This window comes from Tabrizicola sp., from assembly GCF_041911175.1.
Lineage (GTDB): Bacteria > Pseudomonadota > Alphaproteobacteria > Rhodobacterales > Rhodobacteraceae > Tabrizicola.
This window is the reverse complement of the sequence record NZ_JAYRPN010000103.1, coordinates 34,357-50,111: the sequence shown is the minus strand read 5'-3', so window position 1 is coordinate 50,111 and position 15,755 is coordinate 34,357. Positions and strand designations below refer to the sequence as shown.

The window sequence follows — 15,755 nt, the reverse complement described above, 5'->3', positions numbered from 1 at the left end:
GAATGCGAGACGTTCCAGATCACCTGGAAGCCGACGAAGACCGCCAGCACGAAGACGATGAAGTGGCTCATGAAGGCCGCCGGAGCATAAAGCCCCGCCAGCAGCATCAGCCCGCCCCCGATGGCCAGCAGTCCGACCTGGCTGCGGGTCTGCGCCTTGAAGGCCGCGACTTCCTGCGCCCGGCGTTCCTCGGGCGTCAGCTCGCGCGCCTTCTCCTTCGGTTTCTGAACCGCAATCGCGGCGACCTTCGGCGGTGGCGGCGGGAAAGTCACCGCCCCCATATGCGCCGCCGTGGCGCCGCGGATCACGTCATCCTCCATGTTATGCGCGATGACGCCATCCTTCTTCGGCGTGAGATCGGTCAGCATGTGGCGGATGTTGGTCGAATAGAGCGTCGATGCCTGCGCCGCCATCCGGCTGGGGAAGTCGGTGTAGCCGACCACCGTCACGCCGTTGTCGGTGACGATCTTCTGGTCCGGCACCGTCAGGTCGCAGTTGCCGCCGCGTTCCGCCGCAAGGTCGACGATGACCGACCCCGGCTTCATCATCCGGACCATGTCCTCGGTCCAGAGCTTCGGCGCGGGACGACCGGGGATCAGCGCGGTGGTGATGACGATGTCCATATCCGGCGCCAGCTCGCGGAACTTCTTCAGTTGCGCCTCGCGGAACTCGGGCGAGGACGGGGCCGCATAGCCCCCGGTCGCCGCCCCATCGGTCTGTTGTTCGGCAAAATCCAGGAAGACGAAATTCGCCCCCATCGATTCGATCTGCTCGGCAACTTCGGGGCGCACGTCGAAGGCGTGGACGATGGCCCCCAGCGATGTCGCCGTGCCCACCGCCGCAAGACCGGCAACGCCTGCCCCCACCACCAGCACCTTGGCCGGCGGCACCTTGCCCGCCGCCGTCACCTGGCCCGTGAAGAAGCGGCCAAAGTTCGACCCGGCCTCGATCACCGCGCGGTAGCCTGCGATGTTGGCCATCGACGACAGCGCGTCCATCTTCTGCGCCCGGCTGATCCGGGGCACCATATCCATCGCGACGATGGTCAGGTTCTTCTTCGCCGCCGCTTCCAGAAGCTCCGGGTTCTGCGCGGGCCAGAAGAACGAGATCAGCGTCTGCCCGTCACCAAGCGTCGCCAGTTCCGCCGCATCCGGGCCGCGCACCTTGACGATCACATCCGCCGCCGCGATCACCGAGGCCGCATCCGGCAACACCTCGACCCCCGCCGCCGCATAGGCTGCGTCCGAGAACCCCGCCTTCGCCCCCGCCCCGGACTGGATCACGCTGGAATGCCCCAGCTTCGCCAGTTGCGTGGCCGAATCCGGCGTCATCGCCACCCGGTTCTCACCGGGAAAAACTTCCGTCAAAGCGCCTATCTTCACCCTGGTCCCCGCTCCTCTGCCCAAGAGTCACAATCTGTCCCGTTGCGTCTAGCATTGCGCAACAATATTTCAAACCCTACTTTTTTCGCCCACCGCAGCGTCATTTCCGCCCCAACCACCGCCGTGTCTGCGCCGCCCAGAGGTCGAACTCCGGCCCGAAGGCTTCGGTCAGGCGGGCTTCCTCGTCGCGGATGAAGCGGGTCTGGATCAGCCAGACGAAGCTGAAAACCAGCGGCAGCGCAAGCACCGCGTCCAGCCACAGGATCGCGCCGGTCAGGATCACCGCATCGGCAAGGTAGATCGGATTGCGCGACAGGCCGAAGACCCCGCCTGTCACCAGCGCCGTCGGGTCGCGGCGCGGGATCACCGTGGTCCGCGCCCGGGCCATCTGCAGCACTGCTGCGCCCATGACCAGCGCGCCCAGCACCACCAGCCCCGGCCCCAATATGCACCCGAGAGTGCCGAAAATCGGGGGTGAGATGAGCGACAACACCCAGGCCGCGCCGACGTGCAGCACCAACCAAACGGGCGGGATGTCGATCTCATGAGCCAAGGAACGCAACCGGGGGCCTCCTGTATGGCCCCTCTAGACGCTGCGTCACCCGGCTGCAAGCCGTTCGGCTGATGGAGCGGCCCCAGGCGGCACTCTTTCCAGCGGAAGCGACATCAGCGCGGCACAACCATTTCAAGCTTGAAATTTATCGCCGCCCCCGGCATAACTCGGGAAACCTCTAAGGACCTGTCCATGCCCATTGATTTCGCCGCCAGCAAAGCCCGCTTCCATCTGCCCGAGGGCGTGATCTACCTCGACGGCAACTCGCTTGGCCCGATGGTGAGATCCGCGCCCGCGCGCATGGAAAAGGTGATGCGGGACGAATGGGCGGAACTGCTGATCCGCGGCTGGAACAAGGCCGGATGGATGGCGCAACCCGCCGCGATGGGCGACCGGATCGGCAAGCTGATCGGGGCGGCCCCCGGCACCGTGGTGCTTGGCGATACGCTCTCGATCAAGGTCTACCAGGCGCTTGCCTCGGCGCTGGAGCTGAACCCCAAGCGCCGGGTCATCCTGTCCGACACCGGCAACTTCCCCTCCGACCTCTACATGGCCGAGGGCCTGTGCCGCACGCTGGGCGGGCAGTACCGGCTGAAGACCGTGGCGCCGGAAGAGGTGATGTCGGCCATCGACGACACCGTCGCCGTGACGATGATCACCGAGGTCGACTACCGCACCGGCCGCCGTCATGACATGGCCGACATCACCAGACGCGCGCATGAGATGGGGGCGCTGACCGTCTGGGACCTGGCCCACAGCGCGGGCGCCCTGCCGGTGGATCTGACGAAGACCAAGGCCGACTTTGCCGTCGGCTGCACCTACAAATACCTGAACTCCGGCCCCGGCGGCCCGGCCTTCATCTATGTCGCCCCGAAGCATGCCGAGACCGCCCGCCCGGCGCTGTCCGGCTGGCTGGGGCACGAGGCGCCCTTCGCCTTCGACCTGAGCTACCGCCCCGGCCAGGGGATCGAGCGGATGCGCGTCGGCACCCCGCCGATCCTGCAGATGGCCGCGCTCGATGCGGCGCTGGACGTCTGGGACGGGGTCGACCTGCGCGAAGTCCACGCCCAGTCGCTGCGGCTGCAGGACCAGTTCATCAAGGGCATCGAGTCCCGCGCGCCGATGCTGCAGCTCGCCACCCCGCGCTCGCACCTGATGCGGGGCAGCCAGGTCAGCTTCCGCCACCCGGAAGGCTATGCCATCATGCAGGCGCTGATCGCCGAGGGCGTGATCGGCGACTTCCGCGCTCCGGACATCCTGCGCTTCGGCTTCACGCCGCTTTACATCGACGAAGACGACGTCGCCCGCGCGGTGTCCGTGCTGGCGAAGATCATGGACTACGGCACCTGGGACAAGCCCGAGTTCAAGGCCCGCGCCCGCGTGACCTGAGCGAAAGGACAGCCGCATGGTCAGCCATCGCATCCTTGCCCTCGCCACCGCTCTTGCGGGTACGACCGGCGGTGCGGAGGCGGAGCCTCTGCACCTGCAGCGCGGCGTCAATGGCGACCTCTGGAACAACTGGGGCTCGATTGCCGAGCTGCAGGCCGACCCCGAGGCGCTGGCCGTCTTCCCCGACTGGCGTCGCACCGTGACGCCGCAGATGTTCGCGGCCCTTGCCGAGGAAGGCTTCGACTTCATCCGCCTGCCCCTCGACCCCGGCCCCGCGCTGGCCTACGGCCCCGGACCTGACCAGGACCGGCTGATCGACGGAATGCGGGCCGCCGCCAACTTGGGGCTTGCCGCCGGGTTGAAGGTGATCATCGACCTGCATCCCATCTCGCGCGGTGAGGACATCGGCGGCGCCGAAAGCATCGTCGGCGACCAGTTTCCCGCCTACGTCACCCTGGTCGGACACATCGCCGCGCGGATGTCCGACCTCCCGGCCGACCGCGTCGCGCTGGAACTGCTGAACGAACCCGTCTTCGACTGCGAGGGCGTCTTTGCCGGGGCCCCGCCCAAATGGCCCGACATGCAGGCCCGGCTGCATGCCGCCGCCCGCAAGGCGGCACCCGACCTGACCCTGATCCTGACCGGCGCCTGCTGGGGCCAGCCTGAGGCCCTGGTCTCGCTCGATCCCGCGCGCATCCCCGACGACAATGTGCTGTGGACGTTCCACAGCTACACGCCCTTCGCCTACACCCATCAGGGTGCTATCTGGGTCGATCCGCCGCTCCGCTATCTTGGCGATCTGCCCTATCCACCCTCGCTGATGACACCCGAAGTCATCGCAAAGGCCACTGCCGCCTCCGTCGCCCGCATGGCCGCAGCCGAGGGCACGGCAGACGCCGATCTCATCGCACGCTGGGTGCAGGACTACGCCGACACGCCCGACAGCGCCACGACCGAGGAGATCGCCACCGCCGCAGCCTGGGCCGATGCGCATGGCATCCCGCGCAGCCATCTGCTGCTGGGCGAGTTCGGCGCGCTGCATGCCATCGACGGCGTCAACCAGCCGATGGAATGGTATCACGCCTTTCTCTCGGACAAGGTCAAGGCGGCCGAGGCGGCCGGCATCGGCTGGGCGGTGCTCAGCTGGGATGGCGGCATGGGTGTTGCGATGCCCGGCGACCCCGACCGCCGCCTCTCGCCGGACACCTGCCGCGCCCTGGGCCTGCCATGCGGCAACTGACGCTCCCGCCCCTCTGCCGCCCCGCCGGCTGGGTCGCGCTCTGGCGGCGGATGGGCAATCTCTCGATCCTGAACAGGCGGGCCGCTCCCTCGTCCTGAAACCCTTTTTCAAGATGGAGAGAGACATGACCACCCAACCCTACAATCCCGCCGAAGATGGCGCGCAGATGGCCTTCGATGGCCGGATGTCCTATGGCGACTACCTGCACATCGACCGCATCCTCAGCGCGCAGACGCCCCTCAGCGCTGCGCATGACGAGATGCTGTTCATCATCCAGCACCAGACCTCCGAGCTTTGGATGCGCCTTGCCCTGCACGAGATCGACGCCGCGCGGAAGATGATCGCCGCCGACCGCGCGCAGGAGGCGTTCAAGATGCTCGCCCGGGTTGCCCGCATCTTCGAGCAGCTGAACAACGCCTGGGATGTCCTGCGCACCATGACGCCCTCGGAATACACCACCTTCCGCGAGACGCTGGGCCAATCCTCGGGCTTCCAGTCCTGGCAGTACCGGCTGATCGAATACGCCGTCGGCAACCGCAACCTTGCCATGCTGAAGCCGCATGCGCATCGCCCCGACCTGATGGCGAAACTCGAGGCCGAACTCGCGCGGCCCAGCCTTTATGACGAAGCGCTGCGCCACCTCGCCCGCGCCGGTCTGCCCGTGCCGAAGGACGTGCTCACCCGCGACCTGGGCCAGGCCTGGACCCAGCATGATGGCGTCCAGGCGATGTGGGAGGTCGTCTACCGCGACCCGACCGCATATTGGCAGGCCTATGAACTGGCCGAGAAGCTGGTGGATTTCGAGGACTACTTCCGCCGCTGGCGCTTCAACCACCTGACGACGGTCGCCCGCATCATCGGCATCAAGCGCGGCACCGGCGGCACCTCCGGCATCTCCTACCTGCGCCGGATGCTGGACGTCGAGCTGTTCCCCGAGCTTTGGGCCGTGCGCACGACGCTCTGACCGGCGGGCCCGCGCGCCGGAACTGCGGCGCGCGGGCAACTATGCCTTGGAAATCAGCCGTTTTCACAGGCCCGTGATCGCATTCAAAACCCCGCGTGGTTTGACCTGCCGGTTGCGCTCGTCTAGCCTGCGCTGCAACGGACCTGCGACATTCTGCCGACGGGTCGGAAAAAGTGTGGATGATTTTATGCTGCAGACTTCCCGTCGCTTCCTCCGCCTGAGCCCCGCAATCCTCGCCGCCGCCCTCCTGGCCGCCTGCGTCGATCCGGCTGCCGGGCCCACGTCCACCGCCTCGACCCAGGCCCTGCCGAAGCCCGGCGAGAACGTCTATGTCGCGACGATGGATGCCGGGATCGCGATCCCCGCCCTTCCGGTCGACAAGATCCCCGAAAGCCACCGCCGCCAGGTCGTCGCCTACGAGACCGACCAGCCGCCCGGGACCATCATCATCAACCCCGGCACCAAGCTCCTTTACTACGTCCTCGGCAAGAACAAGGCGATCCGCTATGGCATCGCGGTCGGCAAGGCCGGGTTCGAATGGTCCGGCGAGGCCATCGTGGCCGAGAAGAAGACCTGGCCCCGCTGGATCCCGCCGAAGGAAATGATCGCCCGCCGCCCCGAACTGGCCAAGTTCGACGAAGTCGGCCAGCCCGGCGGCCCGACGAACCCGCTCGGCGCCCGCGCGATCTACCTGACATCCGGCGGGCGCGACTATGGCTACCGCATCCACGGCACGCCGGAATGGCAATCCATCGGGCACAATGCCTCGTCGGGTTGCATCCGCATGATCAACCAGGACGTGCTTGACCTCTACAGCCGGGTGACCGGGGGCGAGAAGGTCATCGTGCTGACCGCCGCCGGCGAAATGCCGCAGGGGTTGCATATCCCGGCCCCGCCCAAGCCGAAGGCTGTCGCCAAGGCGACACCCAAGGCCGAGGTCGTGGTTCCCGTCGGGGCCGTGCCCGCGCTGAAGGTCCTGCCGCCGCCCTCGATCACCACCGGAACTCCGGTCGTGGCCCCTGCCGTCGCCCCGGCGACCCCGGCTCCGGCGACCACCACGACCCCGGCTCCGGCGGCCACCGCCCCGGCCTGCACGGTCGCGCTGGTGAACGGCGCCTGCCCGCCGGGGAACTGATCCGGCGCAAGGACTGCGAAAGGGGGCGCCGGTTGGCGCCCCCCTCGTCATTTCAGCTCTGTCACTTCAGCCAGCGGTCATAGTCGCTGACCAGAAGGTGCCAGGGCGCCTCGTCCTCCTCGATCTCGGCAAATCGACCGATCGGCTCGCGGAAGATGTTGTCGGTCAGGTCGTCGTTCACCGTCGAGACCTCGCCGATCAGCACATCGCCCCCCTCGCCCCAGAAGGCATGCCAGTCGCCCGGCATCAGCGTCACGCTTTCGCCGGGCTGAAGCTTCAGCTTCGTTCCCGGTCCATAGGGCGTGTCGATTCCGTCGCAGCGCACCATCCCGCCCCGGTCCCAGGCGAAGTTGCCCTTGTCGTCGCTGCCATACAGCTCCACCACCAGCGTGGCACCTCCGCGGTTGATGATGTCCTCGGCCTTGATCACATGGGTGTGCATCGGCGACAGCTGGTCCTGCCGGGAAATCAGCAGCTTCTCGGCATAGCACATGCCCCCGCCCCGCTGCAGGTCGGCCAGCCGCCCGTTGCGCAGGGTGAACAGGAACAGGCCCAACTCATCGAACTTGCCTTGGCCATAGTCGGTGATGTCCCAGCCGCAGCGCGCGTCGATGATGGAACGGACATCCTTCCGCGCCTTGAACTGGTCCGGCGACCAGTTGGCAAAGGGCGGCAGGACGAACCCGTGGTGCCGGATCAGATCGTCCGCCGCGCGCATGATCTCGTTGATGCGTGACCGTTTCATGAAACCCTCCTGACTCACGCGCGACAGATGACCGTATTTTGCGCGCCCTGTCACTTGCCGGAACCGGAAACCCGCAGGTTTCCGAACCGATTTCCGGATGGAAATCGCCGCAAGGCCGACCGTCAGGCCAAACGGCGGATCGGTTCGCGGTTGCAGAAGATCACCAGCTGCCCGGCATTCTCCACCACGGCAAAGCCCCGTCGCCGCATTTCCTCGATGAACGCGGCGCATCCGTAGAACCGCTCGATGTCGCGCGCATTCCGCCGGATCACCGCGCCGGTCGCCGCCGCGCGCGAGCTGAAAAGCTCGGTCAGGAATTGCTCGGGACTCAGGGGCGGCAGCATGGACATAAGCCCATGCTGCCGCATCCCTGGTTAAGAACCCGTTACCGCTTGCCGAAGATCGAGCCCAGGATGCCGCGCACCAGCGCCTGCCCGGACTTCGTTCCCAGCTGCCGCGCAAAGCTCTTCGCGAATGAGGTGGTGATCGAATCCGACCGCCCCGCGCTCGACCGCTTCGGCGCCGCGTCGCGGTAGCCGTCGGCGTCATAGCGCCGGGCACGCTCGAACTCGCGCTTCTCCTCGGCCTGGCGTTCCTCCAGCTCTGCCGCGTCCTTCGCCGCCGCATCGGCTTTCGCCCGCAGCTTTTCGAACGCGCTTTCCCGGTCGAGCGGCTGGTCGTACTTGCCCTTGACCGGAGAGCCCGCCATCACCGCCGCCCGCTCCGCCGGGTCGAGCGGCCCCAGCTGGCTGGCAGGCGGTCGGACCAGCGTGCGCTCGGCAATGCCGGGAATGCCCTTGGCCTCAAGCAGCGAGGTCACCGCCTCGCCCGTCCCCACATCGCGGATCGCCTCGTCGATCTTGAAGCGCGGGTTCGGTCGGTAGGTCTCGGCCGCCTTGGCCAGGTCCTTCTGGTCCTTTGCCGTGAACGCCCGCAGCGCGTGCTGCACCCGGTTGCCAAGCTGCCCCAGGATCGTATCCGGCACATCCGCCGGATTCTGGGTGATGAAGTAGACCCCCACCCCCTTCGACCGGATCAACCGCGCCACCTGCTCCACCTTGGACACCAGCGCCTTCGGGGCATCGGTGAACAAGAGATGCGCTTCGTCGAAGAAGAAGACCAGCTTCGGCTTGTCCGGATCGCCCACCTCGGGCAAGAGTTCGAACAGTTCCGACAGCAGCCACAGCAGGAAGGTCGCATAGAGCCGGGGCGAGTTCATCAGCTTGTCCGCGGCAAGGATGCTGATCCGCCCGGCACCCGAGGCATCGACCGTCATCAGGTCCATCAGGTCCAGCGCCGGTTCGCCGAAGAGGCCGCCGCCGCCCTCGTTCTCCAGCACCAGAAGCCGCCGCTGGATCGCGCCGACCGATTCCTTCGACACCAACCCATAGCGGCCCGAAATCGCCTCGGCATTCTCGGCCACGAAGTTCAGCAGCGCCTGCAGGTCCTTCAGGTCCAGAAGCGGCAGTGCCTCTTCGTCCGACAGCCGGAAAGCCACGTTCAGCACGCCCTCCTGCGGCTCCGACAGTTCCAGCAGCCGCGACAGGAGAAGCGGCCCCATCTCGGCCACCGTCGCCCGCACCGGATGGCCCTTCTCGCCGAAGAGGTCCCAGAAGATCACCGGGAAGGCGCGGTATTGCAGGTCGAATCCGATCTGCGCCGACCGCTTCACGAAGGCGTCGTGCAGCTTGCTCTCCGCCGAGCCCGGGGCCGCGATCCCCGCCAGGTCGCCCTTCACATCCGCCATGAACACCGGCACGCCCGACGCGGAAAACCCTTCGGCCAGCACCTGCAAGGTCACCGTCTTGCCGGTGCCGGTCGCCCCCGCGATCAGTCCGTGCCGGTTGCCGTATTTGAGCAGAAGCCGCTGCGGGACGCCGTAGCCCTCGCCGCCGCCGCCCACGAAAATGCTGTCCGCCGCTATCGCCTGTTCGGTCACGTTCGCCCCTCATAACCCTGGGTTGAGCCGCCCGTGCGGCCCGTCCCCTGCTACCCGTCGCCCCAACCATACATCGTTAACTTCGTTGTGCCAGACTTTAGAGGTCGGACCCGCCACTCTCTCGGGCCCGACGGTGACTTCCTCCCTGTCGACTGGCCGCGCCATTGAAAAGGCGCGGTTTTTTTCTGCCCTGTTCCGCAAAAGAACCCGTTGACGGACCGTAGTTTCCACCGTAGCGTCCCAACCCATGAAGTCGGCCAGTCCGACAGGGAGCAAAAACAAGATGCGAAAAGGGCCGGTCTTTCCGGCCCTTTTTCATTTGCAGCCAGCCAACGGGCAGAAGCCTGCCAGACACGTTTTTCTGACCTGACTTGGGGCGAACCCCATGCTAGAGACCCAGCCACAATCGACCGACCAAAGGACATGTCGAAGATGGCAAAGACCACGAGCACCGCGCTTGCCCTGATCCTCGCGCTGACCGCCGCGCCGCTGATGGCGCAGACGACGACCGAGGAAGCCCCGAAGACCGAAGAGGCGGCACCCGCCGATGCGGCGACCGGCGCCGAATATCCCACGGGCCAGGAAGTCAGCGCCCCTGCCGACGGCCCGGGCAGCACCTACACCGCGGGGACCTTCGAGGCCTGGGAGCAGAAATGCGTCCGCACCGAAGGCGGCATCGATCCTTGCCAGCTCTATCTTCTCCTGAAGGACAAGACCGACAACGCGGTGGCCGAATTCACCATGTTCAACCTGCCGAAAGGCTCCGAAGGCCCTGCCGTCGCCGGCGCCACCTTCGTCGCCCCGCTTGAGACCCTGCTGCCAGCCGGCATGACCCTGCAGATCGATACCAGCAAGCCGAAGGCCTATCCCTTCACCTTCTGCACCAAGATCGGCTGCGTCGCCCGGATCGGCTTCACCGCCGAGGAAGTCACGGCCCTCAAGTCCGGCGGCAATGCCGTCATCACCATCGTTCCCTTCGTCGCACCGAACGAAAAGGTCGAACTGTCCTTGTCGCTCAAGGGTTTCACTGCGGGCTATGATGCCGTGGTTGCCGCGAACGACAAGGCCGATGCCGCGGCGATCGCCAAGGGCGAAAAGCCCGCCGCAGCGGAAGGTACTGCTCCGGCAGCTCCCTGATCAGGACGGCGTCCGGCGCAATCCGCCGAACTTGGGGCCGATCCGTCAGGGGTCGGCCCTTTTTCACGCCCGCCGGAACGCCAGCACCGCGTTGAGGCCCCCGAAGGCGAAGGCGTTCGACAGCACCGCATCCACCCGCTGTTCGCGCGCAACGCCCGTCACAAGGTCCAGCGGGCAGTCGGGATCGGCGGCCTCGAAGCCCAAAGTCGGCGGCAGCAGTCCTTCGCGCAGGGCCTGCACGCAGGCAATCGCCTCCAGCGCCCCGGTCGCCCCGATGGCATGACCATGCATCGCCTTGGTCGAGGACACCGGCGGCGACACCCCGCAAACCTGCAGAATCGCGGCACTTTCCGCCCGGTCGTTCGCCAGCGTCCCGGTGCCATGCGCGTTGATGTGGCCCAGATCGCGCGGCTCCATCCCGGCATCGCGCAGCGCCGCCCGCATCGCCTGCACCGCCCCCGCCACGTTCGGCGCGACGATGTCCCCGGCATCCGCCGTCATCCCGAATCCCGCAACCTCGGCCAGCACCACGGCCCCCCGCGCCCTCGCATGATCTTCCGCCTCGAAGACCAGCACACCGGCCCCGTCGCCGATCACCATGCCCTTGCGGCCCAGCGAGAACGGCCGACAGGCATCCGGCGCCAGCACCCGCAGCCCCTCCCAGGCCTTCACCCCGCCAAAGCACAGCATCGCCTCGGCCCCGCCGGTCAGCATCACATCCACTGCGCCCGACCTGATCTGCTGCAAGGCCAGACCCATCGCATGATTGGCGCTTGCGCAGGCCGAGGACACCGCCAGCACCGGCCCGGTCAGCCCGTGCCGGATCGAAAGATGCGAGGCCGGGGCATTGTGCATCAGCCGCGGCACCACCAGCGGCGAGACGCGGTTCCTGCCCTCGGCAAAGACCGCGCGGTAGCTCTCCTCCCAGGTCTGGATACCGCCCGCCGCTGTCCCCAGGATCACGCCGCCCCGCAGACCCAGGCCTGAAGGCAGCCCGGCCATCGCCACCGCCTCGGCCCCGGCGACCAGCGCATATTGCGTGACCCGGTCAAGAAGCGGCAGCTCCTGCGCGGCAAACCGCTTTTCCGGGTGCCAGTCCCGCACTTCCGCGCCGATCCTGATGCTCAGCCGGTCCGCATCGCGAAACGTCAAAGGCCTGATGCCCGAGCGCCCCTCGCGGAAGGCTGCGAACGTGCCCGGCACATCCTGCGCCAGCGCGTTCACCGTGCCGATGCCGGTGATGACGACCCGCCTCATGTGCCCCGGGCGATCAGCGCCTCGACATCCCGGACGACGCTGCCCACGGTCGTGAAGTCGAACTCCGGCTGATCCGGCGCATTGGCGTTGAACGGGACATGGATGCCGAAGCGCTCCTCGATGGCGAAGATCGCCTCGACCTTGCCCAGCGAGTCGAGCCCCAGATCGTCGATCCGCGCATCCGGAGCGATCTCGTCCGGCGGCAGCAACAGCTGTTTCGCCAGGATCGCGATCACCGTCGCCTCGATCTCCGCCCGCTCCACCTATTCGCCTCCGGCCTCGGCGTCGCCCTTCTCCAGCACCGCGACCCGCACCGCCAGACGCGGCAAGCGGCGCAGCGCCTTCTGCATCTCGACATGGGTTTCCATCTTCACCGCCGGATAGCCCAGCAGCACCCGCCCGGCGGGCGCGTTGGTGAAGATCTTCGTGGCCCCGCCCGCGATCACGTCATCCCCGACGAAGATGTTGTCGTTGACCCCGCATTGCCCGGCCAGCACCACCCGGTCGCCGATCCGGGCCGAGCCGGCGACGCCAACCTGCCCGCACAACAGGCAGTCGCGCCCGACCTGCACGTTGTGGCCGATATGGACGAGGTTATCGAGCTTGGTGCCCGACCCGATCACCGTGTCGCGGATCGTACCGCGGTCAATGCAGACATTCGCGCCGATTTCCACGTCATCCCCGATGGTTACGGCCCCAAGTGAATGTATCCGCGTCCAGCTCTGATCCCTGATCTCGGCCCGTGACCCCAGCGTCTCGCGGATCTCCTCGACGCCCGATTTCTCGGGTGTCACGAAGCTGAACCCGTCCGCCCCGATCACCGCGCCCGGCTGGCAGATGAAGCGGTCGCCGATGGTCACCCGCGCCCCGATCCGCGCGCCCTGCAGGATCAGCGCGTCGGCCCCGATCCGCGCGCCCTCGGCAATCGACGCATGCGACGCGATCCGCGCGCCCGGCCCGACCACCGCCCCGGCCCCGATCACCACGAAGGGACCGACCGCCGCGCCCTCGCCTATTCTGGCCGAAGCGTCCACCACCGCCATCGGATGCACGCCGGGTGCGATTGCCGGACCGGGGTCCATCAGCCGCGTCAGCCCCGCCATCGCCAGTCGCCCGCGCGGCGCGAAGATCGCCGCTTTCAGCCCCATCGCCCGCCAGTCCGCCCCTGGCCAGACCACCGCCGCCCGCGCCCGGCCCTTGCCGATCCCGTCGGCGTAACGCGGGTCCATCGCCAGCGCCAACTGGTCCGGCCCCGCCGCCTGCGGCTCCGACGCGCCCGTTACCACAAGGTCAAGCTCGCCCTCGGCCTCGGCGCCCAGGGCCTTGGCGATATCCCCGATCCTGTGGCTCATGGCTCCCCCGGCAGTACCTGCCAAAGACTTAGCCCTGAACGCCCGCCAGTTCCACCCCGGCCGACTGCAAGGCATCCCAGAGCGCCGCATCCCGCCCATAGACGTCGCGGCGATAGGTCATCCGCCCCTTCGCATCCGGGTAGGCGGTGAAATAGACCAGATGCACTGGCAAGGACTGCTTCAGCTTCACCGTCGTCTCGCGCCCGGATTTCAGCGCCGCCTCGAATTCGGCTTCCGCATTGTCGGTCTGCCAGGACAGAAGCTCATGCGCCAGGTCGAACGGGTCGGCCACCCGGATGCAACCGTGGCTATAGGCCCGCACTTCCTTGTCGAACAAGGATTTCGACGGCGTATCATGCAGATAGATGTTGTAGGGGTTCGGGAACATGAACTTCACCTTCCCCAAGGCGTTCCCGTCCGAGGGCGGCTGGCGCAGGGCAAAGGGGAAGTTGCGCGCATTGTAGGCGGCAAAGTTGACCGACCCGCGCGACACCACCCGGCCCCGCCCGTCGACCACCTGCAGATGTCCCACGGCATTGGGGTTCTGCTGCAGAAGCGGCAGGTATTCCTTCACGATGATCGACCGCGGCACCCCCCAGGAGGGGTTGATCACCATATGCTCCATCTCGTCCGAGAATTCGGGGCTGCGCTGGTCGGGCACGTTCTTCCCGATCACCACCCGCGTCTCGAAGATGGTCTTGCCGCCCTCGATGATCTTGGCGCGGAAGTCCGGCAGGTTGACCCAGACATGCTTCGCCTCGCGGTCGATGTGCATCCAGCGTTCCCGCTCCATCGCCACGATCACCGATTTCAGCCGTTCCTCCGGGCCGATGTTGATCTCGGCCACCGTGCCCTCGCCCGCCGCGCCGTCCGGGGTCAGCCCGTGGTTCAGCTGGAACGCCGTCACCGCTGCCTGCAAACTCCGGTCGTAAGAGGCCACTGCCGTCGGCGCCAGATACCCCATCCGCACCAGCCGGTCGCGCAGCGCGATGACCGCCGGTCCCACGTCGCCCGGCAGCACCGACCCCGCAGGCACCGTCTCGCCCCAGCCGCCCGCCGCGATCTGCGCCTCCAGCCCCAGCTTCGCCTTCATCAGTTGCAGATACTGCACCGATTTCGGCTCCAGCCAGGCCAGCACCGCCTCGGGCTCGCCCTTGGCGATCCGGCTCAGCAGGACCTGCGGGTCGATCACGTTGATCTCGCGCACGATACCCGCATCCACTTCTTTCGGGGTCAGCGCGCCCGAGGTCAGGTCATGCGCCCAGGCGAGATAGGCCCGCGTCATCGCCACTTCGGCCCTGCCCCGGTCGCCCTCGGTCTCGGCGGCACGCAACTCGCGTTCGAGGGCCGCCACGTCGTAGCGCGCCACCGGCAGCCCGTGGTCCGGCGCCGTCGACAGCGCCGCCAGCAGCGCCCCGCGCCGCGCCGCATCCTCCGCCCCGGTCCAGAGCGTGTCATAGCCCGTCGTGCGATACCATTCGGCAATCGCCGCATCGGACGACGCGCTGGCCGCAAGCGACTGGGTGAAGGACGTGCTTTCCGCATGGGCGGCCGGGGCCAGCTGGGCCAGGACAAGCGACAGGGACACAAGCAATGGGGACACAAGCACCGGGCGGCAGGGCAACTTGTGCAGGACGGGGAAAAGCATTCGGCCCTCTATCTCAATACCTTGAACCTCTCCTGCCATGTTTTCGCATGTCTGCAAGTCCTGTCCATTCACAAAGCGGAATCTGCGGATTCGGGGGATGAACTGTGTCCCTGACGGCAACAGTTGTCGCCAAAACCGATGCAGATGCACAACACCGACGGCATTTCCGGGGCGTTCAGCAAAAATTTGCCGATTCAGGTTGTGCTGTCCGCCGGATGGACAATCGGCGCTTGGGCTTCGATTCGACTTGTGCAATAAGGTGGCTGCACTTGGGGATAAGTTGCACAAACGCTGCGAAACGGCAGTCGAAGACAGCACGGGGACAGACGTTAGAATGACGGACCTTCAGCTTAACAGCGTCTCGCGGCGCGGACTTCTTGGTGTGTTCGCGGCGACGGCTCTGGTGGCGGCACCGACCTACACCAACGCGTTCGGGCTTCTCAAGGGCGCAGGCGACATCCGCAGGATCCGCATGTATTCGGGCCGCACCGGCGAAAGCATCGACACGATCTACTGGATCGAAGGCGAATACATCCCGGAAGTCGTCAAGGAAATCAACAACTTCATGCGCGACTGGCGGACAGATGACGTCGTCAAGATGGACCCGCGCAACTTCGACATCATGGCCGCTGCGCACCGGCTGATGGACGTGAACGAACCCTACATGCTGCTCTCGGGCTATCGCTCGCCCAAGACGAACGCCATGCTGCGCTCGCACTCCAAGGGCGTTGCCAAGAACTCGCTGCACATGAAGGGCCAGGCGGCCGACCTCAGGCTGCAATCGCGCTCGGTCGGACAGATGGCCAAGGCGGCCACCGCCTGCGCCTCGGGCGGCGTCGGCAAATATTCCCGCTCGAACTTCGTGCACATGGATTGCGGCCCGGTCCGCAGCTGGGGCGGCTGAGGCCTCTCTCCCGATGAAACAGGGCGCCTTCGGGCGCCTTTTTCATTTGCATTTGACCGAATCCGCTCGTCGATGGTCTTCGACCACTCCTCGCTCGCGACGAGAAGCCG

The 15,755-nt window shown here is 66.8% G+C and carries 15 protein-coding genes; 6 read left to right on the top strand and 9 right to left on the bottom strand.

Annotation, left to right across the window (positions count from 1 at the left end; genetic code table 11):
• The coding region (locus ACE3P6_RS14350) for a Re/Si-specific NAD(P)(+) transhydrogenase subunit alpha (protein WP_374396219.1) at positions 1–1,382 on the bottom strand (1,382 nt) is incomplete at its 3' end.
• Between the two features lie 100 nt (positions 1,383–1,482).
• On the bottom strand, positions 1,483–1,944 hold the full coding sequence (locus tag ACE3P6_RS14345) for an isoprenylcysteine carboxylmethyltransferase family protein (RefSeq protein WP_374396216.1): 462 nt from the start codon (positions 1,942–1,944) through the stop codon (positions 1,483–1,485).
• A 183-nt stretch (positions 1,945–2,127) separates the two neighbouring features.
• Here ACE3P6_RS14345 and kynU point away from each other — a divergent pair, with 183 nt between their 5' ends.
• The 4 genes from kynU (at position 2,128) to ACE3P6_RS14325 (ending at position 6,663) form a co-directional block, all read left to right on the top strand.
• On the top strand, positions 2,128–3,324 hold the full coding sequence (kynU, locus tag ACE3P6_RS14340) for a kynureninase (RefSeq protein ID WP_374396213.1): 1,197 nt from the start codon (positions 2,128–2,130) through the stop codon (positions 3,322–3,324).
• A gap of 16 nt (positions 3,325–3,340) precedes the next feature.
• Positions 3,341–4,564: a glycoside hydrolase family 5 protein gene (locus ACE3P6_RS14335; RefSeq protein WP_374396212.1), complete on the top strand. Its 1,224-nt coding sequence runs from the start codon at positions 3,341–3,343 to the stop codon at positions 4,562–4,564.
• 124 nt (positions 4,565–4,688) lie between these two features.
• Entirely contained in the window at positions 4,689–5,528 is an 840-nt protein-coding gene (gene kynA, locus ACE3P6_RS14330) for a tryptophan 2,3-dioxygenase (protein ID WP_374372750.1), read from the top strand.
• Positions 5,529–5,715: 187 nt separating this feature from the next.
• Positions 5,716–6,663: a L,D-transpeptidase gene (locus ACE3P6_RS14325; RefSeq protein WP_374396210.1), complete on the top strand. Its 948-nt coding sequence runs from the start codon at positions 5,716–5,718 to the stop codon at positions 6,661–6,663.
• 61 nt (positions 6,664–6,724) lie between these two features.
• Here the strand turns inward: ACE3P6_RS14325 and ACE3P6_RS14320 are convergent, their stop codons facing one another.
• The 3 genes from ACE3P6_RS14320 to ACE3P6_RS14310 form a co-directional block, all read right to left on the bottom strand.
• Complete coding sequence (locus tag ACE3P6_RS14320; RefSeq protein ID WP_374396207.1) at positions 6,725–7,408, bottom strand: D-lyxose/D-mannose family sugar isomerase; 684 nt, start codon at positions 7,406–7,408, stop codon at positions 6,725–6,727.
• A gap of 122 nt (positions 7,409–7,530) precedes the next feature.
• Entirely contained in the window at positions 7,531–7,752 is a 222-nt protein-coding gene (locus ACE3P6_RS14315; RefSeq protein WP_374396205.1) for an N-(5'-phosphoribosyl)anthranilate isomerase, read from the bottom strand.
• 41 nt (positions 7,753–7,793) lie between these two features.
• Positions 7,794–9,347, bottom strand: a complete 1,554-nt coding sequence (locus ACE3P6_RS14310; protein WP_374396202.1) for a helicase HerA-like domain-containing protein — start codon at positions 9,345–9,347, stop codon at positions 7,794–7,796.
• A 432-nt stretch (positions 9,348–9,779) separates the two neighbouring features.
• Between ACE3P6_RS14310 and ACE3P6_RS14305 the strand changes: the two genes are divergently transcribed.
• Positions 9,780–10,484 carry an invasion associated locus B family protein gene (locus ACE3P6_RS14305; protein WP_374396200.1) on the top strand — a complete coding sequence of 235 codons (705 nt, stop codon included), beginning with the start codon at positions 9,780–9,782 and terminating at the stop codon, positions 10,482–10,484.
• A 63-nt stretch (positions 10,485–10,547) separates the two neighbouring features.
• Here ACE3P6_RS14305 and ACE3P6_RS14300 read toward each other — a convergent pair whose 3' ends face one another.
• Genes ACE3P6_RS14300 through ACE3P6_RS14285 form a run of 4 tightly spaced genes read right to left on the bottom strand, consistent with a single transcriptional unit; the run spans position 10,548 to position 14,741 of the window.
• Entirely contained in the window at positions 10,548–11,741 is a 1,194-nt protein-coding gene (locus ACE3P6_RS14300; RefSeq protein WP_374396196.1) for a beta-ketoacyl synthase, read from the bottom strand.
• Entirely contained in the window at positions 11,738–12,004 is a 267-nt protein-coding gene (locus ACE3P6_RS14295) for an acyl carrier protein (protein WP_374396194.1), read from the bottom strand. Before ACE3P6_RS14295 ends, ACE3P6_RS14300 begins: the two co-directional genes overlap by 4 nt.
• A complete protein-coding gene (locus tag ACE3P6_RS14290) occupies positions 12,005–13,093 on the bottom strand; it encodes a UDP-3-O-(3-hydroxymyristoyl)glucosamine N-acyltransferase (RefSeq protein WP_374396193.1) in 1,089 nt (362 codons plus the stop codon).
• Between the two features lie 28 nt (positions 13,094–13,121).
• Positions 13,122–14,741: a murein L,D-transpeptidase gene (locus ACE3P6_RS14285; protein ID WP_374396191.1), complete on the bottom strand. Its 1,620-nt coding sequence runs from the start codon at positions 14,739–14,741 to the stop codon at positions 13,122–13,124.
• Positions 14,742–15,075: 334 nt separating this feature from the next.
• Here ACE3P6_RS14285 and ACE3P6_RS14280 point away from each other — a divergent pair, with 334 nt between their 5' ends.
• On the top strand, positions 15,076–15,645 hold the full coding sequence (locus ACE3P6_RS14280; RefSeq protein WP_374375441.1) for a YcbK family protein: 570 nt from the start codon (positions 15,076–15,078) through the stop codon (positions 15,643–15,645).
• Positions 15,646–15,755 lie beyond the last annotated feature (110 nt).